Raw genomic sequence first — 26,143 nt, 5'->3', positions numbered from 1 at the left:
TCTCCCACCGCCCCGCTTGCTCGTCGTCGCTACGTCTCAGGAGGTGGCCGACGCCGACGGCACCGGAACCGTGCCGCTGCCCGGCGTGAAGTCGGCCGGGATGGGGCGGCCCGGGTAGTACTGGGCCTGCAGGCGGCTCCACGTGCCGTCGGCGATCACCTCGTCGAGCCCCTTGTTCAGCGCCTCGCGCAGCTTGTCGTTGCCCTTGGCGACCGCGTACGCCGTCGGGGCCGGGCTGAGCAGCTTGGCCGCAACCGTGATCTTGCCGGCGCTGTCGGCGGCCGACTTGTCGCCGATCTCGGCCGGGGCGATCCAGGCGTCGGCCGTTCCGGCCTTGAGCTGGTTGATCGCGCCGTTGTAGTCGGGCACCCGGACCGGGTCGAGTCCCTCGCCGGTGGCGTAGTCGTCCTGGACGGTGCCCTGCACGACCACGACCCGCTTGCCGGCGAGTTGGTCGAAGCCGGTGATCGACGAGCCGGCCGGCACGTCGAGTCCGAAGTGGCCGAAGTCGTAGCCGTTGCCGAAGTCGACGGTCTTCTTGCGCGCCTCGGTGATCGTGATCGAGGAGCTGCCGACGTCGAACTTGCGGTTGTTGACCTGCGACAGCAGGGCGGAGAAGTCGGTGCCGACGAACTCCACCTTCAGGCCGACCTTTTCCGCGACCGCGACGAGCAGGTCGTTGTCGAAGCCGGTGAACTTTCCGTCCTTGAGGTAGACGTTCGGCGGGGCGTCGGTGAGCGTGCCGGCGCGCAGCACGCCCGGCTGGAGCAGGCCGTACGGGTTGTCGGCCGCGTCGGCCGCTTCGTCGCCGCAGCCGGTCAGGGCGGTGGCGACGAGGACGGCGGCCACGCCGAGGGCGGCGGCCCGGGTGAGGGACGAGAGGATGCGCACAGGTGTCTCCGATGAGGTGTCTCCGGCGACGGGCACGGGCGTGCGTCGCCGACGGTGCGCCCGATGGGCGTACCGCTGGGATGGTTCAGGGAAGAGGGGGTGGCGCGCCTAGCGCGCGTCGCCGGGGCGACAGGAGGTGGCGCAGACCCGCATCATGTCGATGTGGCGGCGCCGCGTCAGCGCCGGCGACGCCGGTGCCACGGCGGGAACCGCCGGTGGGGGGAAGGTGCGCAGGGACATGGCTCTCCTCGGTCGGTGTCGACCTGGGAACCAGGCCGCGCTTGCACCGGAGCCGCTCCGATGCCTGGTCTTCACCCGGGGCACCCCTGCGCGGACGAGGGTTGCCGGCCAGCGAGCCGGGGCTTGACGCTGGCGCTCATGACCTGCCGACGAGGCTAGCAGCCCGCCACGCTGGGCCGTCCAGCCGCTATGACCACCCTCACGCGCCCGCCGACGGCGCGTCCGTCCCGTCCGCCCCGGTCACTCCTCGATCGCCCCGCCGACGCGGCGCAGGTGCTGCCGGAAGGTGAGCCCGGGCTCGGCGGCGCGGCAAACCAGGTAGTCGGCGAAGGCGGTCTGCTCCCGCAGCGTCTCCCCGGCGCGGATGCGCCGCGCCTGGAGCCGTTCGACGGTGCCGATGCGCTCCGCCGCCGCGAACAGCTCCGCAGCCCGCGCGGCGGGCAGGAACAGCACCCCGTCGTCGTCGGCGACCACGAGGTCGTCGGCGGTCACCAGGTGCGGCCCGACCCGGGCACTGGTGAGCGTCTCCGGCTCCCTCGGATCGAGCCGGGCCGGCCCCGCCGGCAGGCTGCCGTAGCTGAAGACCGGCAGGCCGATCTCCACCAGCTCCGGGGTGTCGCGGTGCAGGCCCCAGACGACGAGCCCGGCGACGCCGGCCGCGGCGCCCTCCAGCACCGCCAGGTCCCCGACGCACGCCTCGTCGGTCCGCCCGCCGTTGTCGATGACGAGCACGTCACCGGCGGCGGCGCCGCCGTACGCCTCTAGGAACACGTCCACGCTGCCGTGGTGGCGCACCGGCAGCACCCGGCCCACGAGACGGTGACCGGGCACGACCGCCCGGATCCCGGCCGGCGCCGCGCGCGGGGGCACGCCGAGGCGTACGCAGGCGTCGGCGATCAGCGGCGTGGACAGCTCGGCGAAGCGCTCCCGCATGACGTCCTCCTGGCACGTGGTGGTGCGTGGGTCGTCATCGTAGGGAGCACGGGTGCCGCCGCGGCGAGGTCCAATCCGGTGCCGCTGGCTCGGACCTAGACTGTCCACGTGATTCCGATCGAGGCCGTCGCCGTCGCCTACGGCCGCTGGATCACCCCCGACCTGCCGCTGTACGGCAACGACCACGACCGCTCCGACTTCGCTCCCTGACCGGCCCGGTGCCACGCCGCCCGCCGTTCACCTCCGCCACACCTCCGGGAGCGTTCCGCCATGCCCACACCCGACCACACCGGCGTCGTACCGCCCGCCGACCGGCCACCCGCCGCCGACCCCACCGACACCTCCGCCGTCGCGGTGCTCCGGGCGCCACGGGCCGCCCGGGTCCTGGCGGCCAGCCTGCTCGGCCGGATCCCGCTCGGCGCGGCCCCGCTGGCCCTGCTGGTGTTCGCCCGCGAGACGATGACGCTGACCGTCGCGGGCCTGCTCGTCGGCGCGTTCACCGCCGGCACCGCCGTGGGCCAGCCGATGCTCGCCCGGATGGCGCAGCGCTGGCGGCAGCCGCCGGTGCTCTGGCTGTCCGTGACGGCGTCGACGATCGGCTTCGCCCTCACCGCCGCGCACGTGAACCTGCCGGTGACGGTGTGCGCCGCCGCCCTGGCCGGGGCGGGCGCGCCGCCGTTCGAGTCGTGCCTGCGGGTGCTCTGGCGCGACCTGCTCCCCGCGCACCGCGTGCAGACCGCGTACACCCTGGACATCGCCGTCCAGGAGCTGATCTTCATCCTCGGCCCGGTGGTCACGCTCGCCGCCGTGGGCCTGGCCGGCCCGCCCGGCGGTCTGGCCGCCGCCGCGCTCCTGCAGGCCGTCGGTACCGCGTGGTTCGCCACGACCGACGCGGTGCGTCGCTGGCGGGGCGAGCCGGCCGTACGCCACTGGGCCGGGCCGCTGCGTGCCGGCCGGCTCCGCCTGGTCCTCGGCGCGCTGCTGCTGGTCGGCGCGGCGGTGGGCAGCGTGACCGTCGCCGCGACCGGATACGCCGAGGCGGCCGGAGCCCGGTCCTGGGCGGGCTGGTTGCTCGCCGCGCAGGCCACCGGGGCGCTGGTCGGCGGCCTGCTCTACGTACGCTTCGGCGGGCTGCGCCGGCATGCCACGCTGCCCCGCGCGGTCGGCGTCTTCGCCGTCGGCTACCTGCCGTTGCTGCTCACCCCGGCCCCGGCCGCGATGCTGGGCCTGATGGCGGTCAGCGGGCTCGCGCTGCCGGCGCTGCTGACCATCGCCTTCGTCGCGATCGACGACGTGGCTCCCACCGGCACGGTGGCCGAGGCGTTCGCGTGGGCGGCGACGGCGTTCTCGGTGGGCAGCGCGGGCGGCGCGGCGGTGGCCGGCGCGGTACTGGACGCGGCGGGGGAGGTGACCGTCGGCTTCCTGATCGCCCCGCTGAGCGCCGTCGCGGCGTGCGGGATCGCGCTGGCCGCCACCCGCGCCGCCGGCGGCGGTCGGTCGGCGAGCTGATCGCGGGGCCGGTGCCCGGCGCGCCGGGGCGGGCTCAGACCCCGGCCGCCGACTCCTCGGCCGGCTGGCCCGGCTGCCCGGGTACGACCGCCGCCGGCACCCGCGGCAGCGTGAACACGAAGCGGGTCCCGTCGCGGTACGCCTCGTCCAGGCTCAACGTCCCGCCGTGGTACTCGACGACCTTCTTGCAGACCGCCAGCCCGATGCCGGTGCCCGGGTACGCGCCCCGGGGGTGCAGCCGCTGGAAGATGACGAAGATCTTCTCCGCGTACCGGGGGTCGATGCCGATGCCGTTGTCCTCGACGGCGAAGGACCAGCCCTGCGCGGTGTCCGTCACGGTCACCCGGATGCGCGGCGCCCGGTCCGGGCTGCGGAACTTGACCGCGTTGCCCAGCAGGTTCTGCCACAGCATGGTCAGCAGGGTCGGCTCGCCCCGTACGGTGGGCAGCGGATCGCGGTCGATCGTCGCGCCCGACTCCTCCACGGCCCGCGACAGGTTCGCCTCGGCCTGCGCGAACACCTCGGCCAGGTCCACCTCCCGCTCGTCGCCGTAGACCCGGCCGATCCGGGAGAAGGTGAGCAGATCGTTGATCAGCTCCTGCATGCGGCTCGCCCCGTCGACGGCGAAGCCGATGTACTGCCGGGCCCGGTCGTCGAGCTGGTCGGCGTAGCGGCGCTCCAGCATCTGGCAGAACGACGCCACCTTGCGCAGCGGCTCCTGAAGGTCGTGCGAGGCGACGTACGCGAACTGCTCCAGGTCCTCGTTGGAGCGGCGCAGCTCGTCCGCCTGCTGTTCCAGGGCGTTGCGGTCGTGCTGGCTGCGTTCCCACGCCTCCACGACCGCGCGGCGCATCGTCTCCACGTCGCTGGTCAGCCGGGCGATGTCGGCCGGACCGTCGGGCCGCAGCCGGTGCCGGAAGTCGCCGCCGGCCACCTGACGCACCGAGGCGCCCAGCCGGTCCAGGGGCCGCAGCACCCGCGTACGCACCAGCACGGAGCCGACGATCCCGCACACCAGCAGGGCCGCGAGGATCGCCACGAAGGTCAGGTCCCGCAGCGCCCGGGCGGCGTCGAGGTCGCCCCGGCCGGCGTCGCGGATCCCGTCCAGGCGACCGACCAGCCCGGTCAGCTCGGCGCGCACCGCCGCGAAGGTCTGCGCGTCCCCGGTCACCAGCGGCGCCAGCTCCTGCGGCGTCGCGCCGGCCTGCCGGGAGGCGATCAGGCGTTCGGCGAACTCCGTGCGCCAGCGGTCGGCCAGCCGCCGCGCCCGCTCCAGGTCACCCAGCGCCTCCGGCTCGTCGGCGAGCAGGACGCGCAGCCGCGACATGGTGGCGCGTTCGTCCTCGACGCCCTGCCGGTACGAGTCGACGAAACGCGGGTCGGCGGTGACGACGTGGCCGCGTACGGCCGCCGCCTGGACGAGCAGGCCGCTGTCGAGCTGGCCGACGGCCGTACGGGCCGGGGCGACCCGGTCGGCGAGATGGTTGGAGACCCCGGCGGTGTGCCGCAGCGCGGCGGCGCCGGCCCCGCCGCCGAGCAGGACGATGGCGGTCATCGTCAGCAACAGGACAGTGAGCCACCGGCGGGTCGTCATCGGACGACGGGTCGTTGCCTCGGGAGTCGCCTCGCTGCCCACGACCTGCACCTTAGTGCAGTCGACGGGGCGCGGGCGCGGGGTGCTTGCCGTCGGGTGCTACCAGTGGCGTGTGTCCGTAACCGACCATGTCGCCGCCCGCCGGGACGCCCCGGACGTCCGGGGGCCGGAAGCAGCCGTTGCGCCGATGGCCGCGCCGGCTCCCGCGACCACAATGGCGACCGGGGGCGGCCCCACCGCCCCCGGCGCGGGGGAGGTGTACGCGTGAGCGGCTGGCAGGTCTCCGGCTACCGTCCGGTGCGGCAGCTCGGCGCCGGCGCGTCCGGCCGGGTGGACCTCGCCGTGCACGACGCGACCGGCACACCGGTCGCGATCAAGTACCTCACCGGCGGGATCGGCGACGATCCGACGTTCCGTGCCGGGTTCCGCGAGGAAGCGCGGCTGCTGGCCGAGATCGACGACCCGCACGTCTCCCGCCTCTACGAGTACGTCGAGTCGCCCAGCGGTGCGGCGATCGTCATGGAGCTGGTCAACGGGGTGTCGCTGCGGCAGATGCTGCGCACGCACGGACCGACGACGCCGGAGTCGGCGCTCTGCGTCCTCAAGGGCTCGCTGGCCGGGCTCGGGGCGGCGCACGCCAGGGGCGTCGTGCACCGCGACTACAAGCCGGAGAACGTGCTGGTCACCGCCGAGGGCACCAGCAAGCTGGCCGACTTCGGCATCGCCATGCCGGTGGGCGGGAGTTCGGGGATCAGCGTCACCGGCACTCCCCGCTACATGGCGCCCGAGCAGTGGACGGGCGCGCCGGCCAGCCCGGCCTGCGACATCTACGCGGCCACCGCCACCTTCTATGAGTGCCTCACCGGCCGGCCCCCCTTCGACGGGCGGGACGTGCCGACCCTGCGCCAGCAGCACGCCCGCGCGCCGATCCCCACCGACCCGGCTCCCGTTCCGGTGCACGACCTGCTGCGGCACGGCATGGCGAAGCAACCGGCCGAGCGACCGCAACCCGCCCAGGTCTTCCTGGCCGTGTTGGAGCAGGTGGCGGCCGAGGCGTACGGGCGGCGGTGGGAGGAGCGCGGCCTGCGCGAACTGGCCCGGAGGGCGGCCCTGCTCGCCGCCCTCCTGCCGTTCCCGGACGGCACGGGCGGGGCCACCAGCCTGGCCAGCACCGCGTTCGGCGAGGAGTCGGGCCGGTGGACGTGGCTACGATCCGGCCGGGCCCGCGCGGCGCTGGTCGGCGGCGGGCTGGCGGCGGCGCTCCTGCTGGGTGGCGCCGGGCTCAGCTACGCCGGCCGCGAGGAGCCGTTGCCCGCCGCCGCGACCCCACCACCCGACGTGCCGGCGGCCCCCACCGGCGCGCCGTCCGTCCCGGCCACCGCGCCGGCCACCCCGACGGTCGGGGCGACGCCGACGCCGGACCCGACGGCCACTGCCCCTCCCCCGACCGCGACGACGGCGGCGCCGGACGACACCGGCGCCCCGGCGACCTCCGCCCCCGGCCCCGCCGCACCGACCACGTCGACCAGCGCCAGCGCCGCGCCGGTGGACACCGTCGCGCCCTCCGTCGGGCGGGTGGCGGCCAGCCCGAGCGAACTCGACCCCCGGGGCTGCCCGTACGGACCCACGTCCAGCACGGTGTCCGCTGTCGTCTCCGACGACCGTACGGCCGCGGGGGAGCTGAGGGTCAGCCTCCGGTACACGTTGGATGGTCGTACGACCGAGGTGCCCATGGCGTCGGGTGCGCGCGGGGTGTTCCGGGGCGTCCTGGGCGACCTGCCCCGGCCGGCGGAGACCACCCGGATCCCGGTCCGGGTCGTCGCCGTGGACGAGGCCGGCAACACCTCGGCCGAGGGTTCGCCGGTCCACGTGACGCTGCATCCGTACTGCACGCCGGGCTGAGCCCGGACACCTCGATGCCGACCACGACGACGGAGGACGGGCCGCCGTGACCCAGCCGAACGACCCCACCGAGGCGCTGCCCACCCATCGACGGCCGGCGGACGCCGCGGAAACCACCCGCCTCGTGGTCCACCGGCCGCAGCCACCGACCGAGCCGACCGTGCGCCTGCCATCGGGTGACGCGACCGTGCACCTGTCGGCCGGGGAGGCCACGGCGCGCCTGCCATCCGGTGACGCGACCGTGCACCTGTCGGCCGGCGAGCCGACCGGGTCGTCGGCCCACGGTGAGGTGACGGTGCCGCAGCGCGCCGTCGGCGGGGGGACCGGGACGTGGCCGGCGGCGCGACCCGCGTCGGGGGAGTGGACCGCCCGGGCGACGACCGTGGGAGGCGGGCCCGTGACCGGCACCGGGCCCGGTCAGGGGACTCTCTTCGGCGGGCCCACCGGCGCCGCCGCCCCGCCCGGCGGGGAGGTGCGGTTCGGGCCGGGCGTGCCGACGACCCCGCCGCCGGCGCCCGCGTGGCCGTCGCCGCCGCCGCGGCGGCGGTCGGCGTGGCGGACGGTGACCTCGGTGCTGTCCACCCTGCTGACCGTCGCGCTGCTCGTCGCCGTCGGCCTCTACCTCTGGCAGCGGATCAGCCCCCTGGAGGTGACCGGGGTGACGCTGGCGGTCGCCCAGCCGGCGGGCGACCGGTGTGACGTCACGATCGACGTGGTCGCCACCGTGTCGACCAACGGCCGGGCCGGGGAGATCCGCTACCAGTGGCTGCGCACCGGCAGCGCGCCCGGCAGCCTGCTGACCGAGCGGGTCGGGCGCGGCCAGCGCACCGTCGAGCTGACGCTGCGCTGGGCCTTCAGCGGCGTGGGCACCACGACCGAGACGGCCACGGTCAACATCACCTCACCTGCTCCCGTGCAGGCCCAGACCCCGGTGTCCTACGACTGCCGGCACCGCTGAGCGGGGGTTTCCCGGGTCGTCGCCGCGGGTAGGTCGGGCCGGACGAACCCGGATGCCGTGTGGAGGACTACCGATGAGAGACAACTTCGGCGACGCGGTGGGGGACGCCCTCCGGTCGGTGATGCTGTTCCTGCCCAAGGCCGTCGCCTTCCTGGCGATCCTGGTGGCCGGCTGGCTGATCGCCAAGGCCGTACTGAAGATCGTGGACAAGGTGCTGGAGCGGGTGGGCTTCGACCGTGCCGTGGAACGCGGCGGGATCCGGCGCGCCCTGGCCCGCTCCCGGTACGACGCCAGCGACATCGTCGCCAAGCTCGCCTACTACGGGGTGCTGCTGGTGACCCTCCAGCTGGCCTTCGGCATCTGGGGTCCTAACCCCATCTCCGACCTGATCGCGGGCGTGATCGCCTGGCTGCCCCGCGCCTTCGTGGCGATCGTCATCGTCGTGGTGGCCGCCGCCATCGCCAACGCGGTGAAGGACATCATCAGCGGTGCCCTGGGCGGGCTGTCGTACGGCCGGCTCCTCGCCACCATCGGCTCCGTGTTCATCCTCGGGCTGGGCGTCATCGCCGCGCTCAACCAGATCGGCGTCGCCACCGCCGTCACCACTCCCGTGCTGATCGCGGTGCTGGCCACCGTCGGCGGCATCCTCGTCGTCGGGGTGGGCGGCGGGCTGGTCCGTCCCATGCAGAGCCGCTGGGAGTCGTGGCTGAGCCGGGCCGAGCAGGAGTCGCGGCAGATCGCCACGCACGCCCGCGCCTACCAGGCCGGGCGCCGCGACAGCGAGGCGCACCTCGCCGCCACGGCCACGAGCGGCGACCCGGATGCCACGCAGGTGGTGTCCGGCCCCCGTGTCGCCGCGGACCCGGAGGCCACCCAGGTGGTCTCCGGCCCCCGCGTCGACGCCGACCCGACCGTGCCGGTGCCACGGCAGGGCGAGGCGGACACCACCCAGGTCACCTCGCCCGCCGCAGCCCGTCCGGCCGCCGAGGACAGCGAGGCCACCATGGTCATCCCGCCGCTGGACGGCGAGCAACGCCGCCGCTGAGCACGACGCCGGGGCGGGATCCGACCGGGTCCCGCCCCGGCGTGTGTCCGGCGAAGGGTATGCCCGTGCGGGCCGGCGCGACTACGATCGCCGGCATGACGTGGCGATGTTGATGCACTGCTAGGGGCCACTGCCGTGGGCCGCCGCGGTCGCCGTACGTCCGGCGTCCGCTTCGTCCCCACAGGAAGGTCCCATGACTGTCCACCCTCCGCGCGTGTCCGACGCGCGCGTCCGCCGGCTGGCGGCCACCCTCTACGGGTACGCGTTCCTCAGCGAACTCGTCCTGCTCTATCCGCTGTACGCGCTGCTGTTCAGTGACACCGGCCTGTCTGTCTGGCAGATCTCGTCGCTGTTCGTGATCTGGTCGGCCGCCAGCATCCTGCTGGAGGTGCCCTCCGGCGCGTTCGCCGACGCGGTGTCGCGGCGGCTGCTGCTCGCCCTCGCGCCGGTGGTCACCGCCGCCGGCTTCGCCCTCTGGGTGCTCGTGCCCTCGTACCCGGCCTTCGCCGTCGGGTTCGTGCTCTGGGGCGCCGGCGGGGCCCTCGCCTCGGGCGCGCTGGAGGCGCTGGTCTTCACGGAACTGGACCGCCTCGGTGCCGCCGGCCGCTACGCCCGCGTCATCGGCCGGGCGAAGACCGCCGAGACGCTCGGCGTGCTCGCCTCGATCCTGCTGGCGGGCCCCGCGTTCGCCCTCGGCGGCTACCCGGCCGTCGGCGCGGCCAGCGTGCTGGCCTGCCTGCTCGCCGCCGCCGTCGCCACCCGCCTGCCGGAGCACCGCCGGCCCGCGACGACCGTGCCCGCCGACGTTGGCCCGTCCACCGGTGCCAACGCCGTGCCCACCGAAGCCGTGCCCGTCAACATCGGCCCGTCCACCGGTGCCGGCGCTGTCGCTGCCGACGCGGTGCCCGCCGACGTCGTGGCCGGCTCGGGAGCCGACCCGACCGGGTCCGACGGCGGGGCGGACGACGACGAGGACCTCGGCTGGTGGGCGAGCCTGCGCGCCGGGCTGGCCGAGGTGCACGCCGACCGGGCCGTGCGCGCGGCGGTGCTGCTGGTCGCGGTCGTCGCGGCGGTCTGGGGCGCCCTGGACGAGTACACCCCGCTGCTGGCCCGCGACACCGGCGTCGGCGAGGCGACCGTGCCGCTGCTGCTCCTGCTCACCTGGGTGGGGGTGGCCGTCGGCGGCCTGCTCGCCCCGGCGGGGGAGCGGCTGACCGGCCGGGGGTACGCCGGCCTGCTGGCGCTGTCGGCCGTGGCCCTGGCCGCCGGGGCGCTGCTCGCCCGGCCGCTCGGCTTCGTGCTGGTGGCCGCCGCGTTCTGCGGCTTCCAACTCGCCACCGTGCTCGCCGACGCCCGGTTGCAGGCCCGGATCACCGGGGCCAGCCGGGCCACCGTCACCTCGTTGGCCGGAATGGCCACCGACGTCACGATCATCGCGGTCTACGGCGGCTACGGACTGCTCGCCACCGGGGCCGGCAACGGGGTCGCGTTCGCGGTGGCCGCGGTGCCGTACCTCATCGTGGCGCTGCTCCTGGTGATCCGCTCCGGCCGGCAGCAGCGCCGCCGGCCGGAGCGGGCGAGCGCCGGGCGCGCCGGCTGACCGGGGCCCGGCGGCGGTCCGGAGCGACCGCCGCCGGGCTCGTCGCCGTCAGCCGGGAAGGTGCAGAAACGACCATTGATGACCGTCGAGGTCGCGGAACCGTCCGGGGACGGCTCGTCGGCGGCGAAGCCCAGCGCACGGAAGAACTCCGTAGCCACGGCGAGGCTGCGCACCGGCAGGTTCACGAACGTCGTGCTCATCGCTCCTCCTCCAGGAACACCTTGAGCGCGGCGAGCCGTTCCCGCCAGTACGCCTTCAGCTCCGCCGCCTGCTGCGCCCCGGTCAGCTTCTCGTGCTGCACGGACACCCGGGACTTCGTCGCGCCGACGACCGCGAAGCCCACCACGAGCCGGGTCGGCCCGTCGCCCCAGTCGGCCCGGAACGTCCGCGCCGGCGTGGCCGTGCGGACGCGGACCGTCGTGTCGGGCAGCCACCGTCGGCGCAGCGCGTCGTCGGCGAAGGCGTCGAAGAGCCGCTGCACCGGTACGCCGACCGTCCGGCTGCCGGCGGCGGAGAAGTCGCCCCCGCGCCGCTGCCCGGGCGCGCGCAGGCCGCGCGTCTGCTCGTACCCGACGGTGACGCTCTGCGCCCACCAGCCCGCCACCTCGTGTGTGGTGACCAGCCAGCGGGCGATCTCGGTGTGCGTACGCCCGGTGGCGCCCCAGGCGTCGAGCAGGGCGAACCACTCGTCCCAGCCGCGGCCGGTGCGCTCGCGCAGCAGCGCGTCGGAGATCCGCCCGGTCTGCCCCGTCGCGCCCGCGGGCGGCGACAGAGGCTGCGGCGTCGCGGCCCCCGGCTCGGGCCCGGCTCCGGAGGCCCGGGCGGTCAACTGTCGGCGAGCGGCGGTGTAGCTCTCGCCGGTCTTGTCCATCCGGGCGCGGACCCGGTTCTTGAACGACTTGTGACGCGTCATCACATGCTCCCTGTCGACGGCACGGGTCGCAGGGACCCACGCTCCTGTCGACCGCGCCGGAGAAGGGCATGTGGCACGGCGTCCCGGGAGCACGGGGCTCCCTTTGCCTCCGCGAGGCCGGTGGCGTGGGCACCGGGAAGGAGGTGGGGCGCGGGACGGCGCCGCCACCAGCTTACGCCGCTACGGCGGCAGCGTGGGGTCGGCCGGGAGTCGGCGGGTGGCGGGTCAGGCGCCGGCGGTCTCGCCGGTCTGCTCCCAGATCGAGCTCATCTCGTCGAAGGCCTGCTCCATGAGCTGCACCATGGCCCGTCGGGCGCGGTCGCCGTCGCGCCGCTGGATCGCCTGGGCCACCTCGGCGTGCAACTGGAGGGCCTGCTCGTGCGGGTGGTGCGGCATGAGGTGGTGCTGGTGCCGGCCGGTGAGCACCTCGGCGATCAGGTCCTGCAACCGGACGAACATCTCGTTGCCCGAGGCCACCAGGATCCGGCGGTGGAATTCTATGTCGAGCTGGAGGAAGCGCTCCTCGTCGCCGGCCTTGCCGGCCGCCCACATCTTCGCCGCCAGCCCGACCAGGTCGCTCGCCTCGTCGTGGCCGACCCGGCTGGCGGCCAGCCAGGCGGCGTGCGGCTCGACGGCGGTACGCAACTCGGTGATCGAGCGCAGCTGCACGATGCGCCCGGCCGAGGCGAGCCGCCAACGGATCACCTGCGGATCGAAGACGTTCCAGTCTTCCGATGGGCGGATCATGACCCCCACGCGGCGGCGGGTCTCGATGAAACCGATCGAGGCGAGCACGCGCAGCACCTCGCGGACGACCGAGCGGGACACCGCGTAGCGGTCCACCAGGTCGTCGATGTTGAGGACCGACCCGGGTGCCAGTTCCCCGTCGCAGATGGCCGTGCCGAGGCGGTCGAGGACGCGTGCGTGCAGGCCAGCCTCGACAGGGGCGAGCTGGGCGGCCACAGCCCCCGGAGAGGACGATTCCACGCGACGGAGCATATCAGTTAGGTCTACCTCTTGTATAAGTCTGCTTTTTCGGCCTAGCATCCCGAAGTTAAGCGGATGTAAACCGCGAGGTGGCGGCCCACCCGTCGGGGCGGCGGCCACGGCCACGGCATAAGGAGAGATGGACGTGAGACGTCGATCAGTTATCGGGACTTCCCTGGCGATGGTCGTCGCCCTCGGCCTGTCCGCCTGCGGTGGCGGCGGGGACGACGCCGGCGGCTCGAACACCGTCCGGGTGACGCTGGTGAACCACGTCTGGACGGAGAACATCAAGAAGGCGCTGCCGGAGTTCGAGAAGCAGTCGGGCCTGAAGGTGGAGGTCACCCAGCTCGGTGAGGACCAGCTCTCCGACCAGTACAACGTCAAGCTCAACGCCGGGTCCACCGACCTGGACGTGATGATGTACCGGCCGCTTCAGGAGGGGAAGCTGTTCGCCAAGAACAAGTACCTCGCCGACCTGACCGAGAAGAGCAAGTCGGACAGCGCGTTCGAGGTCGGTGACTTCCAGTCCGGGCCGGTGCAGGCGACCACGTACGAGGACAAGGTGGTCGGCGTGCCGATCATCACCGAGCAGGAGGTCCTCTACTACCGCAAGGACCTGCTGGAGAAGTCCGGCTTCACCGCCCCGCCGAAGACCCTCGACGAGCTCAAGGCGCAGGCGGCGAAGGTCGAGGCGGACAACCCGGGCGTGGCGGGCTTCGTGTCGCGTACCGGCAAGGCCGCCGCCGTCACCCAGTTCTCCAGCTTCCTCTACAGCTTTGGCGGCGACTTCGTCGACGCCAACGGCAAGGCCTCGATCAACACCGAGCAGGCCAAGCAGGCGTACGCCTACTACGGCGGGCTGCTGCGTGAGCACGGCCCGGAGAACATCAGCACCGACATGAGCTGGTCCGAGGCGATGGCGATCTTCACCCAGGGCAAGGCGGCCTTCTACACCGAGGCCAACTCGCTCTACAAGAACGCCACCGACCCGGCCAAGTCGAAGGTCTCCGACACCGTCGGGTTCGCGGCCTTCCCGGCCGGCCCGGCCGGCTCGAAGCCGTACAACATCCCCTCCTGGGCGCTCGGCGTCAACGAGGCCTCGAAGAACCAGGACAACGCCTGGAAGTTCATCCAGTGGGCGGCCGGCAAGGAGCAGGCGCTGGCGCAGCAGAAGGCCGGCGTGCCCAGCGCCCGGACCTCCGTCTGGGAGAACCCGGAGGGCTCGGCGACCTACCCGAAGGACCTGGCCGAGGCCACCACGGTCAGCACCGCCAACGGCGTGGGCCACGACCGTCCGCTGGTCGAGAAGGTCGCCCAGGCGCGGGAGATCGTCGGTCAGCCGATCGTCGACGCGATCACCGGCAAGGACGCGGCCGCCTCGGCGGACGCGGCCAACGAGGCGTTCCAGAAGTTCCTCGACGACGAGGCGAAGTAGCCCGAACCGCAGGTGGCGGAGCCGACCGGCTCCGCCACCGCGCGTCGGGACGCTGGCCCTGACCCCCCACCCGGAGACCTCATGTCAGCCGTCACCACACCCGTCACACGATCGCCCGAGGCGCGCCCGCCGTCCCCCGAGACCCCGGCCTGGTCGCGCTGGGCCAACGAGCACCGCAAGTGGCTGTTCGCGGCACCCGCCATGATTTTCGTCGCGGTGCTGATCATCTTTCCGGTGGCGTGGACCGGATACCTCAGCCTGACCGACGCCGAGGGCTCGGTCCGCGCCGAGAGCGAGTTCATCGGCTTCCAGAACTACCTCGACGTGCTCGGCGACACCGACCGGTTCTGGCCGGCAGTGTGGCGCACCGCGCTCTTCACCGGCGTCGTGCTCTTCTTCGAGGTCGTCCTCGGCATGGCGATCGCCCTGCTGCTGTGGCGGCCCTTCCGCGGTGAGAAGTGGGTCCGCGTCGCGATCCTCCTGCCGCTGGTGGCCACCCCGGTCGCGGTCGGCATGATGTGGCGGCTGATCTTCGACCCCAACATCGGGATGGCGAACCAGGTGCTCGGCTGGGTCGGCATCGGCCCGCAGCCCTGGCTCTCCGGGCAGAACTCGGCGCTGCCGACGACGATGTTCATCGACATCTGGCAGTGGACGCCGATGGTCGTGCTGATCCTGCTCGCCGGCCTGACGTCGCTGTCCGACGAGCCGCAGGAGGCGGCACTGATCGACGGCGCCAGCACGTGGCAGCGGTTCCGGCACGTCACCCTGCCCCTGCTGATGCCCACCGTGATCGTGGCGATCCTGCTGCGCGGCATCGACGCGCTGAAGACCTTCGACATCCTCTACGCCACCAAGGGGCGCGGCGGCGGGTCGTTCCACGAGGTGGAGACCCTCAACGTCTACGCCTACGGCCTCAGCTTCGACTACAACGACTACGGCGTCTCATCGACCGTCCTCATCATCTTCTTCCTGATCATCATCGGGGTGATGTGGGCCCTGACCTACCGCAAGAAGGGGCTGAACCGATGAAGCTGCGCAGGCCGTACAAGGTCTTCCGGACGGTTGCCCTCGTCCTCGTGGTGTTGTCGCTGATCGCGCCGCTGGTCTGGATGGTCGCCGCGTCGTTGAAGACGAACGTCGACATCTACGACACCGAGAAGGCGTTCGTCTTCTCCCCGACGCTGGACAACTACTCCAACGTCCTCCAGCAGGCCAACTACATCCAGTTCATCGGCAACAGCCTCTGGGTGGCGCTCGCCGCCACCGTGCTGTCGCTGCTGCTCGGGATGCCCGCCGCGTACTCGATGAGCCGCTTCAACATGAAGAAGTCGGCGCTGGTCGTGCTCATGGCGCGGGTCATCCCCGGCGTCTCACTGCTGGTGCCCTGGTACTACGTCTTCTCGAACCTGCAGATGGTCGGCGGGTTCACCGTGCTGATCCTCAGCCACATGTTCGTGTCGTTGCCGCTGATCGTCTACATCATGATGGGCTACTTCGACGGCCTGCCGACCGAGCTCGAGGAGGCGGCGCTCGTCGACGGGCTGACCCACATCGGCGCGTTCCGGCGGATCACCCTGCCGCTGTCGGTGCCGGGCATCGCCACCGCCGGCATCCTGTCGTTCATCTTCTCCTGGAACAACTTCATGTTCGCCCTCGTGCTGTCCGGGGCCGACACCAAGACGCTCCCGGTGGCGATCTTCGACTTCGTCGGCTACGCCAGCATCGACTGGGGCGGCCTGATGGCGGCGGCGACCGTGGTCACCCTGCCGATCATGCTGATCGCCCTGTTCGTGCAGAAGTACGTCGTCTCCGGCCTCACCGCCGGCGCCACGAAGGGTTGAGGACACCATGACCACGATCGCACGGGTGGAGACCTTCCTCGTCGCCCCGCGCTGGCTGTTCGTCCGGGTCGAGACCTCCAGCGGGATCGTCGGCTGGGGCGAGGCGACCTGCGAGGGCCGCTCCGAGACCGTCCGCACCGCCGTCGAGCAGCTCAGCGAGCTGCTGATCGGCAAGGACGCGCTGCGCATCGAGGACCACTGGCAGGTCATGACCAAGGGTTCGTTCTACCGGGGCGGGCCGATTCTGGCCAGCGCGGTGGCCGGGCTCGACCAGGCGCTGTGGGACATCGCCGGCAAGCACTTCGGCGCGCCGGTGCACCAGCTGCTCGGCGGCCCGGTCCGGGACCGGATCCGGGTCTACGGCTGGGTCGGCGGCGACGAGCCGAGCGAGGTACGCGACCAGATCGCCGCCGCCGTCGCCACCGGCCTGACCGCGGTGAAGATGAACGCCTCCGGCCGGATGAGCACCGTGGCGTCCGTCGCCGAGATCGACGGCGTGGTGCAGCGGGTGGCCGCCGCCCGCGAGGTGCTCGGCGACGAGCGGGACGTGGCGGTCGACTTCCACGGCCGGTTCACCCTCGCCACGGCCCGCCGGGTCGCCCCGCTGCTCGAGCCGTACCGGCCGTTCTTCCTGGAGGAGCCGGTGGTGCCGGAGAACTCGCACCTCATCGGCGAGTTCGTCCGTTCCACCACCACGCCGGTGTCGACGGGGGAGCGGCTCTACAACCGGCAGGAGTTCCTGCCGGTGCTCCAGGCCGGCATCGCGGTCGCCCAGCCGGACCTGTCGCACGCCGGCGGCATCACCGAGGTGCGCAAGATCGCCGCGCTGGCCGAGGTGTACGACGTGCAGCTCGCCCCGCACTGCCCGCTCGGGCCGATCGCGCTCGCCGCCTGCCTCCAGGTCGGCTTCGCCACGCCGAACTACCTGATCCAGGAACAGAGCATCGGCATCCACTACAACCTCGGCGCCGAGGTGCTCGACTACTGCCTCGACAAGACCCCGCTGACGTTCGTCGACGGGTACGTCGAGCGGCTCACGGCACCCGGCCTCGGCATCGAGATCGACGAGCACGCCGTACGGGCGGCGGACAAGCGCGGACACGCGTGGCGCAGCCCCACGTGGCGGCACCGCGACGGCTCCTACGCGGAATGGTGATCTCATGACCGTCAACCTCACCGCCGACCTCACCGACGCCCGCATCCTCGCGATCATCCGCGGCACCGACACCACCGCCGCGATCGCCGCCGGCACCGCCCTGCTCCAGGAGGGCGTACGCCTCGTCGAGGTGGCCCTGACCACCCCGGACGCCCTGCGCGCGATCGAGGCGCTGCGCGCCGCTGCCCCCGCCGGAGCGCTGGTCGGCGCCGGTACCGTGCTGACCACCGCCGACGTCGCGGACGTGGCCGCCGCGGGCGCGCAGTTCGTGGTCACGCCCGCCGTGGTCGAGTCGATCGCCGAGGCGGCCCGGCGCGGCCTGCCGGTCGCCGCCGGGGCGCTCACCCCGACGGAGGCGTACACGGCGGTGCGGATGGGTGCGTCGGCGGTCAAGCTCTTCCCGGCGTCGGTCGGCGGCCCCGCGTACCTCAGGGCGGTGCGCGACCCCTTCCCGGACATCCCGTTCGTCGCCGTCGGCGGCGTCGGCCTGGACGACGTGCCCGGCTACCTGCGGGCCGGCGCGATCGCGGTCGGCCTCGGCGGTCCCCTGGTCGGCGACGCCGCCTCCGGCGGCGACCTGGACGCCCTGCGGGCGCGGGCGCGCACCTACCTCGCCGCCGTGCGGCAGTCGACCGCGTCATGACCGCACCGGACCTGCTCACCGTCGGCGAGGCCCTGGTGTCGCTGCGCTCGGCCGGCCCGCTCGCCGCCGGGGGGTCGCTCACCATGCACCTGGCCGGCGCCGAGTCCAACGTGGCCGTGGCGGTGGCCCGGCTGGGCCACCGCGCCGCCTGGGTCGGCCGCCTCGGCGCCGACGAGTTCGGCGAGTACGTGCTGCGGCAGCTGCGCGCCGAGGGCGTCGCCGTCGACGGCGTGACCCGCGACCCGGACCGGCCGACCGGCCTGATGTTCCTGGAGCGGCGCACCGCCGACCTGACCCGGGTGCAGTACCACCGGGCCGGATCGGCCGGGTCCGCCCTCGACGTCGACGACCTGCGGGCGCCGCTGGCCGTCGGCGCGCGGATGCTGCACCTGAGCGGGATCACCCCGGCACTGTCCGGCACCGCCCGCTCGGCCACCCGGTGGGCAGCCGAGGCCGCCGTCGCCGCGGGCGTACCGGTCTGCCTCGACGTCAACCACCGCGAGCGCCTCTGGTCCCGCGACACCGCCCGCGAGGTGCTCACCCCGCTGGCCGGGTACGCCTCGATCGTCGTGGCCTCCGCCGACGAGCTGGACCTCGTCGGCGACCCCGGGGCCGACGAGTCCACCGTCGTGGCGGACCTGCTGCACCGCGGCGTGGACACGGTCCTGGTCAAGCTGGGTGGCGACGGCGCCCGTGCGCACACCCGCGAGGGCGTCGAGCGCGTCGGGGCGCTGAGCGTCACCGCCGTCGACGCCGTCGGCGCCGGGGACGCGTTCACCGCCGGCTACCTCTCCGGCTGGTTCGACGGGCTCGACCTGGCCGGCCGGCTGCGCCGCGCCGCCACCCTCGGCGCCTTCGCGGTCTCCAGCCCCGGCGACTGGGAAGGGCTGCCGCGCCGTGCCGAACTGTCCCTCCTCGACGGTCACGAGGCCGGAGACGTCCTCCGTTAGCCGCCGAGCACCCCGAAGAAGAAAGGCACCCCGTGAAGATCGTCGCCGCTGACGTCATCGTCTCCAGCCCCGACCGCAACTTCGTCACTTTGAAGATCACCACGGAGGACGGCGTCACCGGCCTGGGCGACGGCACCCTCAACGGACGGGAACTCTCGGTCGCCTCGTACCTGCGCGACCACGTCGTGCCGCTGCTGATCGGCCGCGACGCGCACCGCATCGAGGACGCCTGGCAGTTCCTCTACCGCTCGGCGTACTGGCGTCGCGGTCCGGTCACCATGGCCGCCATCGCGGCCGTCGACGTGGCCCTGTGGGACATCAAGGCCAAGGTCGCCGGCATGCCGCTTTACCAGTTGCTGGGCGGTGCGTCGCGCACCGGCATCATGGCGTACGGCCACGCCTCCGGCCGGGACCTGCCGGAGCTGTTCGACTCGATCCGCCGGCACCTCGAGCAGGGCTACCGCTCCATCCGGGTGCAGACCTCGGTGCCGGGCATCAACGCGGTGTACGGCGTCGCCGCCCAGCCCAGCGCCGACGGCAAGCGCTACGACTACGAGCCCGCGCAGCGCACCCCGCTGCCGGCCGAGGAGGACTGGGACACCCGCTCCTACCTGCGCCACCTGCCCGGGGTGTTCGAGGCCGTCCGCAACGAGTTCGGCCCGGAGCTGCCGCTGCTGCACGACGGCCACCACCGGATGACCCCCATCCAGGCCGCGAAGCTCGGCAAGGCGCTGGAGCCGTACGACCTGTTCTGGCTGGAGGACTGCACCCCGGCGGAGAACCAGGAGGCGCTGCGGCTGGTCCGCCAGCACACCACCACGCCGCTGGCGATCGGCGAGGTCTTCAACACCGTCTGGGACTACCAGACGCTCATCCGTGAGCAGCTCATCGACTACGTCCGCTCCGCCGTCACCCACACCGGCGGCATCACGGCCATGCGCAAGCTGCTCGACTTCGCCGCCCAGTACCAGATCAAGTCCGGCATCCACGGCCCGACCGACATCTCGCCGGTCGGCATGGCCGCCGCCCTGCACCTGGACCTGGCCATCCACAACTTCGGCATCCAGGAGTACATGCAGCACGGGGCGCTCACCAACGAGGTGTTCCGGCAGGCGTTCACCTTCGCCGACGGCTACCTGCACCCGGGGGAGCAGCCCGGGCTCGGCGTCGAGCTGGACGAGGAGGCCGCCGCGAAGTTCCCGTACGTGCCGGCGTACCTGCCGTTCAACCGGCTCCAGGACGGCACGGTCCATGACTGGTGAGGGCGCGCCCCCGACGCGGCACGTGGTCGTCATGGGGGTGTCCGGGGCCGGGAAGACGACCGTGGCCCGGGGTATCGCCGCCCGTACCGGACTGATCTTCGCCGAGGCCGACGAGTTCCACCCGCCGGCCAACGTGGCGAGCATGCGGGCCGGCGTGCCGCTGGACGACGTCGCGCGCCTGCCCTGGCTGCGCGATCTCGCCGGCTGGATGGCCGCGCGCGCCGCCGAGGGCGTGTCGACGGTGCTGGCCTGCTCGGCGCTGCGGCGGTCCTACCGCGACGTGCTGCGCCAGGGGCCGCCGAGCGTCGAGTTCGTCCACCTGGACGGCGCGGCCGAGGTGATCCGGGAGCGGATGGCCCGCCGCGCCGGGCACTACATGCCGCCGAGCCTGCTGGCGTCGCAGCTGGCCACCCTGGAACAGCCCCACCCGGACGAGTCGGTGCTGGTGCTGGACGTGGCGCTCACGCCGGACGAGCTCGTCTCGGCGGCGGTCGACCGGCTCGGCCTGGCGAGCGGCGTCGCCGCCACCGGCTGAGCGTGTCCCGGTCGCGGTGCCCCCGGCGCCGCGACCGGGCAGCCGGTCTCGGCGCGGGTGCGCCGACCGCTGGCAGTCGCGAGCGGGCGGCAGACCGGTCCCGGGCGGGTGGGCCGGTCGCCGTCAGTCGGGCGACCCGTCGAGGTAGACCCAGCGGCCCTCCTCGCGGACGAACCGGCTGCGCTCGGTCTGCGTGCCCGGCCGGCCGCCGGCGCGGTGGTGGGCCCGGAACTCGACGGTGCCGGTGGCGTCGAACAGCCCGCCCCGGTCGGTGCCGACGATCTCCAGGCCCGTCCAGCGCTGGCCGGGATCGAGGTCGAGCCGGCGCGGTCGGGTCGAGGAGTGCCAGCTGCGCAGCAGGTACGCGGTGTCGCCGACGGTGAAGGCGCTGTAGCGCGACCGCATCAGCGCCTCGGCCGTCGCCGCTTCCGCCTCGCCCCGGTGCAGCCGCCCGCAACATCCCGCGTACGGCTGGCCGGAGCCGCAGGGGCAGGGCCGGTCCGGGTCGTCGGCCGTCCGCCGGCGGGGTCGCTTCGCCACCGGCCCATTCTGGCCGACGGCCCGCGCGGCCGGCGTCCGGACCCCGGCCGCGCGCGGGCCGGTGCGGTGCGGCGGGCGGCCGACCGGGACGGCACGGGGCGTGGCCCCGGCCGACCGTCGCCCGGGCGTCGTGGTCCCGGCTCAGCCGGCGCTCGTCCGGGGCGCCCGTCGGGTGCCGAACGACTCCATGGTCGTCGCCTTGCGGGCGGGGGCCTTCGAGGCCGCGCCGGCGCGGGTCGCCGCGGCCTTCGCCGCCTTCTTCGCGGGTGCCTTCTTCGCCGGCGCGGCCGTGGCGGGCGCCTTGCGGGCGCGGGCCGGGGCCGCCGTGGCCGAGGTGTCCTTCTTCCGGGCCACGCGGGCGGTCGTCGGGGTCGGCTTCTCCCCCGGGGACCTGGCCGCGGTCGCCCCGGTGGCCCGCTTCGTGGCCGTCGCCACCTTCTTCGCCGCCGCCGCCCGCTTCATCGGGGCCTTGCGCGCCCCGGTGGCCTTCCTGGCCCGTCCTGCGTCCGCCATCGTCGCTCCTCGGGAATCGGCCCTGGGCGCACGGTCTTCCCCCGGCCCCGGTGGTCAAACGCCGGGGCCGACGTGGCGCGGGAGCCGGCCCGGCCCCCGCGCCGCGCGTCACGTCCCGGTCGCCGGCTTGTACGCGCAGACCAGTTCCCAGCCGCCGGGCAGCACCGTCACCCGCTCGAAGCCGACCTCCTTGAGCAGGCCCGTGTAGAACTCGACCTCCCGCAGCCGGCTCACGCAGGTGTCGACCCCGATGAGGAAGTAGCTCCAGAAGAACTGCATCGCCAGCCGGTCCGGGGTGCGGAACTCCTCGCAGATCAGCAGCATCCCGCCCGGCTCCAGGGCCGCGTACGCCTTCTCCACCAGCCGGCGGGCGACCTCGTTCGGCCAGTCGTGCAGCACCCGGACGAACGCCATGGCGTCGTAGCCCGGCGGCAGCGGCTCGGCGAGGAAGTCACCGCCGACGAACCCCAGCCGGTCCACGTGCCCCGTGCGGACCCGGGTGGCCGCCACCAGCGGCGCCACGGCCGGCAAATTGTACACGTCGACCCGCAGCCCCGGGGCGTCGTCGAGGACGTGCGCGGCGAGCGTGCCGTCGCCCCCGCCGACGTCCAGCAGGCGACGCCGGTCCGACCACAGCTGGTCGGCGTTGCGGTGCACCGCCTCGATCACCGGGCCGAGACCGACGGCCATGCTGCGCTCGAAGTCGGCGGTCTGCTCGTCGGTCTTCGGCGGCCAGGCGAAATCGTCGTCGCCCATGCTGACCTCGCCGCGCAGGCTCTCGCCCAGCCGGCCGTGCAGCCGCCGCCAGGGGTAGCGGTCCCGGTCCCGTTCGATGGCGTCCGGGCCGACCACCGCCGCCACGGCGTCGCGCAGCCCGGGCGCCGCCCGGTACGTGGCCGAGGCGATGTCGTCGCCTGGTTCGCTGCGCGCGACGAAGCCGAGGCTCTCCAGGCAGTCGAGGAACTTGTAGAGCCGCAGGGGCCGCACGTCGAAGCGCTCGGCGAGGTCGCCGAGGCGGGCCGGCCCCGGCTCCAGGGCGTCGAGCAGGCCCATGCCGAGTGCGGTCTCCAGGACGTCCATGGCCTTGGGCCCGTTGGCGAGCAGGCTCATCAGCGCCCGCGGTGACAGGGTGACGTTCACCGGTCCAGCTCCTCTTCCAGCGCGTCCATGAACGCGTCGATCTCCTCGAGGGTGTTGTAGACGTGCGGGCCGATGCGCAGGTAGCCCCGCCAACTGCAGACCATGTCCCGCGCGAGCAGTCGCCGCTTGACCGCCTCGCCGTCGGCGACGTCGAGGCAGACCACGCCGCCGCGCCGGTGCGGCTCGACCGGGCTGACCACGCGGATGCCGGCCGCCGCCGCCCGCTGGAGGACCCGGGACGTGCAGGCGAGCGAGTGCCGCCGGATCGCGGGGACGCCCACCCCCGCCAGCAGGTCCAGTCCGACCTGGGAGACCAGCGAGGTGAGGGGGTACGGCGTCCCGCCGGCGAAGCGCCGGGCGCCGGGCGCCCAGCCCGCCGACGGCTGGAAGGTCAGCGCCCGGTCGCCGGCCTGCCAGCCGGTCGCCGCCGGTTCCAGCCGGGCCGTCAGGTCCGGGCGGACGTACAGGAAGGCGGTGCCGACCCCGCACAGCCACTTGTGCGCGCCGCCGAGCACGACGTCGACGCCGAGCGCCGTCACGTCCAGCGGCACGACGCCCACGGTCTGGAAGGCGTCGACGACCACCAGGGCGCCGACGTCGTGTGCGCGGCGCACCAGTCGGGGCAGGTCGATGGTGGCGCCGGAGGAGAAGCTGGCGTGCGGGACGCACACGAGCAGCGTCCGCTCGTCGATCCGCGCCTCGAGGGCGTCCTCGTCGAAGCTCGGGCCGCCCGACCCCACGACGTCGAGGCGCGCGCCGTAGCGGCGGAACGCGGTGAAGATGAACGGCACGGTCGGGTACTCCAGGTCGGTGGTGACGACCCGGTCGCGTGGGGCGCGGTAGTCGAAGCAGGACGCGACCCGGGCGAGCAGGGTGCTCAGGTTCGCGTCGGTGACCACGCTGCCCGGTGGCGCGCCGATGAGGGCGGCGATCGAGTCGGCGTACCGGTCGAGGCCGACGTGCCAGTCCTGCCACACCTCGTCGCGCCAGCCGCGCAGCGTCTCCCAGTAGCCGGTGAGCACGTGCTCAGCGCCCCTCGGCGCCGCCCCGGTGGAGTTGTTGTTCAGGTAGACGCAGGTCGACAGCAGCGGGAACTCGGCGCGCAGGGCGGCCTGGGCGCCGGCGTCGAGGCACCCGGACGTGTCGGGTGCCGGTTCGGGCGACATCATTCGGGGCTGCCTCCGCTCGGTGCGGTCCCTGAGGAGGGATCCGGGTCGGGGGTGACGGAGCTGAAGACCGGGATGGACCGCACGGCGGCCAGGTAGGGCGTGCCCTCGGTGTAGCCGGTGCCGGGGCGCGGCCCGAGCATCCGGGTGGCCAGCCGGTGGTGGGTGCGCCGCCACTGGAGCACGGCCGCCGCGAACGCGCCCATGGCCCGGGCCACCAGGTCGACGTCCGCCCCGGTGAGCAGGCCCGCGCGCACCGCGGCCCGGAACGCCTCGTCGACCGACGGCTGCCCGGCGTGCACCCGCTCGCGTACCTCCGGCACCTGCTGGTAGGCGGGCGAGTCCAGCCGCGCCGCCTCCGGGGTGCGGCACAGCGACTCCATCAGCTTGTAGGAGCGGGACTGGATGGCGCTGGCCCCCTCGGTGTACTGACGGAACGTCCGGAACGCCGCCGGCTGCATGGTGGCCAGCAGCGAGAACAGCGGCCCGGCGGCGGTGAGCTGCTGGCAGGCGTACGCCAGCCGGTCGGCTGCCGCCCGCGCCCGACGGGCGGCCAGGGCGGCGATCGTGGCCCGCAGTTCGTCGACCAGCCCCGCGAAGAGGCACTCGTACGCCTGGAGCACCCGGATGAACAGGTACTCGTCGTGCGAGACGTAGACCGGCAGCATGCTCAGCCACAGTGCCGGCTCCCCGGCGGGGGCGCGGTCGGCGGCGAGGGCGCGCAGCACGGCCGCCGGCTCCGGGTGGTGGGCCGCCCCGGCCAGGCCCAGGCGGGCGAGGGCGGGGGCCGCGGCCCGTACGCCGAGCCGGTGACGCTTGGCCACCACCTCCCGGCCCGGCCGGTCCTCGGGCAGCAGGTCGGTCGCGTCCGACGCGGCGGCCGCCTCGAACGCCAGCGCGTCGGCGACCAGGCGGACGAGCAGCCGGTCGCGGTCGCGGCGGGTGCGGTCGGGGTGTGCGGCCGGCCCGCCGGCGTGCACCGCCTGCGTGCTGCCCGGCCGGTCGTCCGCGCCGTAGGGATCGTCGTCCGCGCCGCCCGGCCGGTCGTCCGGTCCGTCGTCCGCCCCGCAGGGCAGCCGGAGCAGGCGCAGCCCCAGGTAGCTGCGGTAGTCGTAGCGGCCGTCCCACTTGTCGAGCGCGACGTCGAGGAAGTCGCGCAACTGCCGGACCGCGGGCGTCGGCGGGCCGGGGACCGGGGCGCTCACCTGGGCCCGGACGTGGTCCAGCAGCGCCAGGAGTTCCTTTTCTACGAAGTGTTTGCCGACCCGGTGGAACTCGGCCAGCACGGGAGAATAGGGAAAATCGTCCGCCTCGGCGGCGCCCGACAACCAACTCGTCAGTTCACGCACGAACCGCACCTCGACATTCGGCTCGTGTCAACCGTGGACGGGGAGACAATTGACAAATTGAGGGGTGGGTGGGGATTGCGGCGACCGCTCGGCACGGGAACGGTCGCTTTCACCCGTGCAGGGTCTTCACGCGGGCCTGCCACAGTTCCGGGAAGAACCGGTGCCCGATGAGCTTGGCGAGCACGGTCGCCTCGGCGCCGTCGGGGGCGTGCCCGCCGACGCGCAGGGCGGCCTGGTAGTGCCGCACCCGCCACAGCGACACCCGCTCGTCCCACTCCATCATCGCCTCGGCGAGCAGGTGGACGGGGTCGGTCGGGTCCGCCCGGCGCAGCTCGGCCAGGGCGGTGCCATGCGCGGCGAGGTGGTCGGTGAACGCCAGGCCGAGCTGCCGGCTGGCCGCCTGGACCCGCCGCCAGCCCGGCGACTCGGCGCCGGAACCCTTGCCCAGCGCGGGCTGCATGGCCTCGAAGGCGGCCGGGGAGAGGTGTCGGAACATCTCCAGCTGGTCGGTGATCAGCCGTACCCCGAGGGTCGCCCGGGTCAGCAGCGGCTCGGCCGCCGCGGGCTCGCCGGCGCGGATCCGGGCGACCGCCTCGGTCAGCTCCGCCGCCGCGAGCTTGAGCCACAGCTCGGTGGACTGGTGCACCACCTGGAAGAGCAGCTCGTCGCGGTGGATCATCTCCGCCGGGCTCCGTTGCAGGTCGAGCAGCGCGTCCGTGCGCATGTAGCGCGCGTAGTCCGTGGCGCCGTCGCCAGGAAGAACAGGTGAGTGGTCCCGCTTCACGGAATTGTCCCCTTCGGTCAGCGTCGCTGCGTCGGGAACCGTTGGCCCGACAGCGCGTGCGGCGGCCATTATGCAACGACGAAAGGCAATGTGTCACGCCTTCGTCGCGGGCCGTGTCCGACTCCGGAAAGGGGAGGTTTCCGCCATTTTCTGCGATGTATAAAGGCGGCGGAATAGCACATAGATCAACACGGGTCAATAGCGGTGAGCGGCTGACATGTCACACGGCCGTCGGCGGCGCGCGCCCCGTCGGC

24 protein-coding genes and 1 riboswitch are annotated in these 26,143 nt (G+C 73.8%); of the genes, 13 read left to right on the top strand and 11 right to left on the bottom strand.

Features of this window, described 5'->3' with window-relative positions:
* Positions 1-36: 36 nt before the first annotated feature.
* Positions 37-891: an ABC transporter substrate-binding protein gene (locus tag ACTMS2_RS22755; protein WP_441177206.1), complete on the bottom strand. Its 855-nt coding sequence runs from the start codon at positions 889-891 to the stop codon at positions 37-39.
* 272 nt (positions 892-1,163) lie between these two features.
* A riboswitch (SAM riboswitch) is annotated at positions 1,164-1,275 on the bottom strand.
* 96 nt (positions 1,276-1,371) lie between these two features.
* Positions 1,372-2,064, bottom strand: a complete 693-nt coding sequence (locus tag ACTMS2_RS22750; protein WP_441177205.1) for an RraA family protein — start codon at positions 2,062-2,064, stop codon at positions 1,372-1,374.
* Between the two features lie 270 nt (positions 2,065-2,334).
* Here ACTMS2_RS22750 and ACTMS2_RS22745 point away from each other — a divergent pair, with 270 nt between their 5' ends.
* Positions 2,335-3,573 carry an MFS transporter gene (locus ACTMS2_RS22745; RefSeq protein WP_441177204.1) on the top strand — a complete coding sequence of 413 codons (1,239 nt, stop codon included), beginning with the start codon at positions 2,335-2,337 and terminating at the stop codon, positions 3,571-3,573.
* Positions 3,574-3,607: 34 nt separating this feature from the next.
* Here ACTMS2_RS22745 and ACTMS2_RS22740 read toward each other — a convergent pair whose 3' ends face one another.
* Positions 3,608-5,128, bottom strand: a complete 1,521-nt coding sequence (locus ACTMS2_RS22740; protein ID WP_441177203.1) for a sensor histidine kinase — start codon at positions 5,126-5,128, stop codon at positions 3,608-3,610.
* Between the two features lie 303 nt (positions 5,129-5,431).
* Here ACTMS2_RS22740 and ACTMS2_RS22735 point away from each other — a divergent pair, with 303 nt between their 5' ends.
* From ACTMS2_RS22735 to ACTMS2_RS22720, 4 genes are all read left to right on the top strand, one after another.
* Positions 5,432-7,069 (top strand): serine/threonine-protein kinase, encoded by a 1,638-nt coding sequence (locus ACTMS2_RS22735; RefSeq protein WP_441177202.1) that lies wholly within the window; start codon positions 5,432-5,434, stop codon positions 7,067-7,069.
* Positions 7,070-7,115: 46 nt separating this feature from the next.
* A complete protein-coding gene (locus ACTMS2_RS22730; protein WP_441177201.1) occupies positions 7,116-8,027 on the top strand; it encodes a hypothetical protein in 912 nt (303 codons plus the stop codon).
* 73 nt (positions 8,028-8,100) lie between these two features.
* Positions 8,101-9,072 carry a mechanosensitive ion channel family protein gene (locus ACTMS2_RS22725; protein ID WP_441177200.1) on the top strand — a complete coding sequence of 324 codons (972 nt, stop codon included), beginning with the start codon at positions 8,101-8,103 and terminating at the stop codon, positions 9,070-9,072.
* Positions 9,073-9,265: 193 nt separating this feature from the next.
* Positions 9,266-10,672 (top strand): MFS transporter, encoded by a 1,407-nt coding sequence (locus ACTMS2_RS22720; RefSeq protein WP_441177199.1) that lies wholly within the window; start codon positions 9,266-9,268, stop codon positions 10,670-10,672.
* Positions 10,673-10,868: 196 nt separating this feature from the next.
* Here ACTMS2_RS22720 and ACTMS2_RS22715 read toward each other — a convergent pair whose 3' ends face one another.
* On the bottom strand, positions 10,869-11,585 hold the full coding sequence (locus tag ACTMS2_RS22715; RefSeq protein ID WP_441177198.1) for a hypothetical protein: 717 nt from the start codon (positions 11,583-11,585) through the stop codon (positions 10,869-10,871).
* A gap of 225 nt (positions 11,586-11,810) precedes the next feature.
* Complete coding sequence (locus ACTMS2_RS22710) at positions 11,811-12,572, bottom strand: FadR/GntR family transcriptional regulator (RefSeq protein WP_441177197.1); 762 nt, start codon at positions 12,570-12,572, stop codon at positions 11,811-11,813.
* 145 nt (positions 12,573-12,717) lie between these two features.
* On the opposite strand from ACTMS2_RS22710, the gene ACTMS2_RS22705 reads away from it, so the two are divergent.
* The 8 genes from ACTMS2_RS22705 (at position 12,718) to ACTMS2_RS22670 (ending at position 20,397) form a co-directional block, all read left to right on the top strand.
* On the top strand, positions 12,718-14,007 hold the full coding sequence (locus ACTMS2_RS22705) for an ABC transporter substrate-binding protein (protein WP_441177196.1): 1,290 nt from the start codon (positions 12,718-12,720) through the stop codon (positions 14,005-14,007).
* A gap of 81 nt (positions 14,008-14,088) precedes the next feature.
* Positions 14,089-15,039, top strand: a complete 951-nt coding sequence (locus ACTMS2_RS22700) for a carbohydrate ABC transporter permease (protein ID WP_441177195.1) — start codon at positions 14,089-14,091, stop codon at positions 15,037-15,039.
* Positions 15,036-15,851 (top strand): carbohydrate ABC transporter permease, encoded by an 816-nt coding sequence (locus ACTMS2_RS22695; RefSeq protein ID WP_441177194.1) that lies wholly within the window; start codon positions 15,036-15,038, stop codon positions 15,849-15,851. The genes ACTMS2_RS22700 and ACTMS2_RS22695 overlap by 4 nt, the downstream gene beginning before the upstream one ends.
* A gap of 7 nt (positions 15,852-15,858) precedes the next feature.
* Positions 15,859-17,007, top strand: coding sequence for a galactonate dehydratase (gene dgoD, locus ACTMS2_RS22690; RefSeq protein WP_441177193.1), 1,149 nt, complete (start codon positions 15,859-15,861; stop codon positions 17,005-17,007).
* A gap of 4 nt (positions 17,008-17,011) precedes the next feature.
* Positions 17,012-17,650, top strand: coding sequence for a bifunctional 4-hydroxy-2-oxoglutarate aldolase/2-dehydro-3-deoxy-phosphogluconate aldolase (locus ACTMS2_RS22685; RefSeq protein WP_441177192.1), 639 nt, complete (start codon positions 17,012-17,014; stop codon positions 17,648-17,650).
* Complete coding sequence (locus tag ACTMS2_RS22680; protein ID WP_441177191.1) at positions 17,647-18,600, top strand: sugar kinase; 954 nt, start codon at positions 17,647-17,649, stop codon at positions 18,598-18,600. Before ACTMS2_RS22685 ends, ACTMS2_RS22680 begins: the two co-directional genes overlap by 4 nt.
* Positions 18,528-19,862 (top strand): D-mannonate dehydratase ManD, encoded by a 1,335-nt coding sequence (manD, locus tag ACTMS2_RS22675; protein WP_441177239.1) that lies wholly within the window; start codon positions 18,528-18,530, stop codon positions 19,860-19,862. Before ACTMS2_RS22680 ends, manD begins: the two co-directional genes overlap by 73 nt.
* Complete coding sequence (locus ACTMS2_RS22670; protein WP_441177190.1) at positions 19,852-20,397, top strand: gluconokinase; 546 nt, start codon at positions 19,852-19,854, stop codon at positions 20,395-20,397. Before manD ends, ACTMS2_RS22670 begins: the two co-directional genes overlap by 11 nt.
* A 123-nt stretch (positions 20,398-20,520) precedes the next feature.
* Here the strand turns inward: ACTMS2_RS22670 and ACTMS2_RS22665 are convergent, their stop codons facing one another.
* From ACTMS2_RS22665 to ACTMS2_RS22640, 6 genes are all read right to left on the bottom strand, one after another.
* Positions 20,521-20,937, bottom strand: coding sequence for a YchJ family protein (locus ACTMS2_RS22665; protein WP_441177189.1), 417 nt, complete (start codon positions 20,935-20,937; stop codon positions 20,521-20,523).
* A gap of 141 nt (positions 20,938-21,078) precedes the next feature.
* Entirely contained in the window at positions 21,079-21,450 is a 372-nt protein-coding gene (locus tag ACTMS2_RS22660; protein WP_441177188.1) for a hypothetical protein, read from the bottom strand.
* Between the two features lie 108 nt (positions 21,451-21,558).
* Positions 21,559-22,590, bottom strand: coding sequence for a methyltransferase (locus tag ACTMS2_RS22655; RefSeq protein ID WP_441177187.1), 1,032 nt, complete (start codon positions 22,588-22,590; stop codon positions 21,559-21,561).
* Positions 22,587-23,759, bottom strand: coding sequence for an aminotransferase class V-fold PLP-dependent enzyme (locus ACTMS2_RS22650; RefSeq protein WP_441177186.1), 1,173 nt, complete (start codon positions 23,757-23,759; stop codon positions 22,587-22,589). Before ACTMS2_RS22650 ends, ACTMS2_RS22655 begins: the two co-directional genes overlap by 4 nt.
* Entirely contained in the window at positions 23,756-25,105 is a 1,350-nt protein-coding gene (locus ACTMS2_RS22645; protein WP_441177185.1) for a tryptophan 2,3-dioxygenase family protein, read from the bottom strand. The genes ACTMS2_RS22650 and ACTMS2_RS22645 overlap by 4 nt, the downstream gene beginning before the upstream one ends.
* A 109-nt stretch (positions 25,106-25,214) precedes the next feature.
* The gene (locus ACTMS2_RS22640; RefSeq protein ID WP_357723029.1) at positions 25,215-25,889 is read right to left on the bottom strand and encodes a tryptophan 2,3-dioxygenase family protein; all 675 of its coding nucleotides are present in this window, start codon (positions 25,887-25,889) and stop codon (positions 25,215-25,217) included.
* Positions 25,890-26,143: the final 254 nt, after the last annotated feature.

The sequence above is a fragment of the Micromonospora sp. SD12 genome, assembly GCF_052068495.1.
Taxonomy (GTDB): Bacteria; Actinomycetota; Actinomycetes; order Mycobacteriales; family Micromonosporaceae; genus Micromonospora; species Micromonospora echinofusca.
The sequence above is the reverse complement of the archived record's forward strand: the minus strand, read 5'-3'. Positions and strand labels throughout refer to the sequence as shown.

Coding starts and splice junctions, on each gene's coding strand:
- ACTMS2_RS22750 (WP_441177205.1), bottom strand. CDS start 2,064: ATGCGGGAGCGCTTCGCCGAGCTGTCCACGCCGCTGATCGCCGACGCC.
- ACTMS2_RS22745 (WP_441177204.1), top strand. CDS start 2,335: ATGCCCACACCCGACCACACCGGCGTCGTACCGCCCGCCGACCGGCCA.
- ACTMS2_RS22740 (WP_441177203.1), bottom strand. CDS start 5,128: ATGACCGCCATCGTCCTGCTCGGCGGCGGGGCCGGCGCCGCCGCGCTG.
- ACTMS2_RS22725 (WP_441177200.1), top strand. CDS start 8,101: ATGAGAGACAACTTCGGCGACGCGGTGGGGGACGCCCTCCGGTCGGTG.
- ACTMS2_RS22720 (WP_441177199.1), top strand. CDS start 9,266: ATGACTGTCCACCCTCCGCGCGTGTCCGACGCGCGCGTCCGCCGGCTG.
- ACTMS2_RS22715 (WP_441177198.1), bottom strand. CDS start 11,585: ATGACGCGTCACAAGTCGTTCAAGAACCGGGTCCGCGCCCGGATGGAC.
- ACTMS2_RS22700 (WP_441177195.1), top strand. CDS start 14,089: ATGTCAGCCGTCACCACACCCGTCACACGATCGCCCGAGGCGCGCCCG.
- ACTMS2_RS22695 (WP_441177194.1), top strand. CDS start 15,036: ATGAAGCTGCGCAGGCCGTACAAGGTCTTCCGGACGGTTGCCCTCGTC.
- dgoD (WP_441177193.1), top strand. CDS start 15,859: ATGACCACGATCGCACGGGTGGAGACCTTCCTCGTCGCCCCGCGCTGG.
- ACTMS2_RS22685 (WP_441177192.1), top strand. CDS start 17,012: ATGACCGTCAACCTCACCGCCGACCTCACCGACGCCCGCATCCTCGCG.
- ACTMS2_RS22680 (WP_441177191.1), top strand. CDS start 17,647: ATGACCGCACCGGACCTGCTCACCGTCGGCGAGGCCCTGGTGTCGCTG.
- ACTMS2_RS22670 (WP_441177190.1), top strand. CDS start 19,852: ATGACTGGTGAGGGCGCGCCCCCGACGCGGCACGTGGTCGTCATGGGG.
- ACTMS2_RS22660 (WP_441177188.1), bottom strand. CDS start 21,450: ATGGCGGACGCAGGACGGGCCAGGAAGGCCACCGGGGCGCGCAAGGCC.
- ACTMS2_RS22650 (WP_441177186.1), bottom strand. CDS start 23,759: ATGATGTCGCCCGAACCGGCACCCGACACGTCCGGGTGCCTCGACGCC.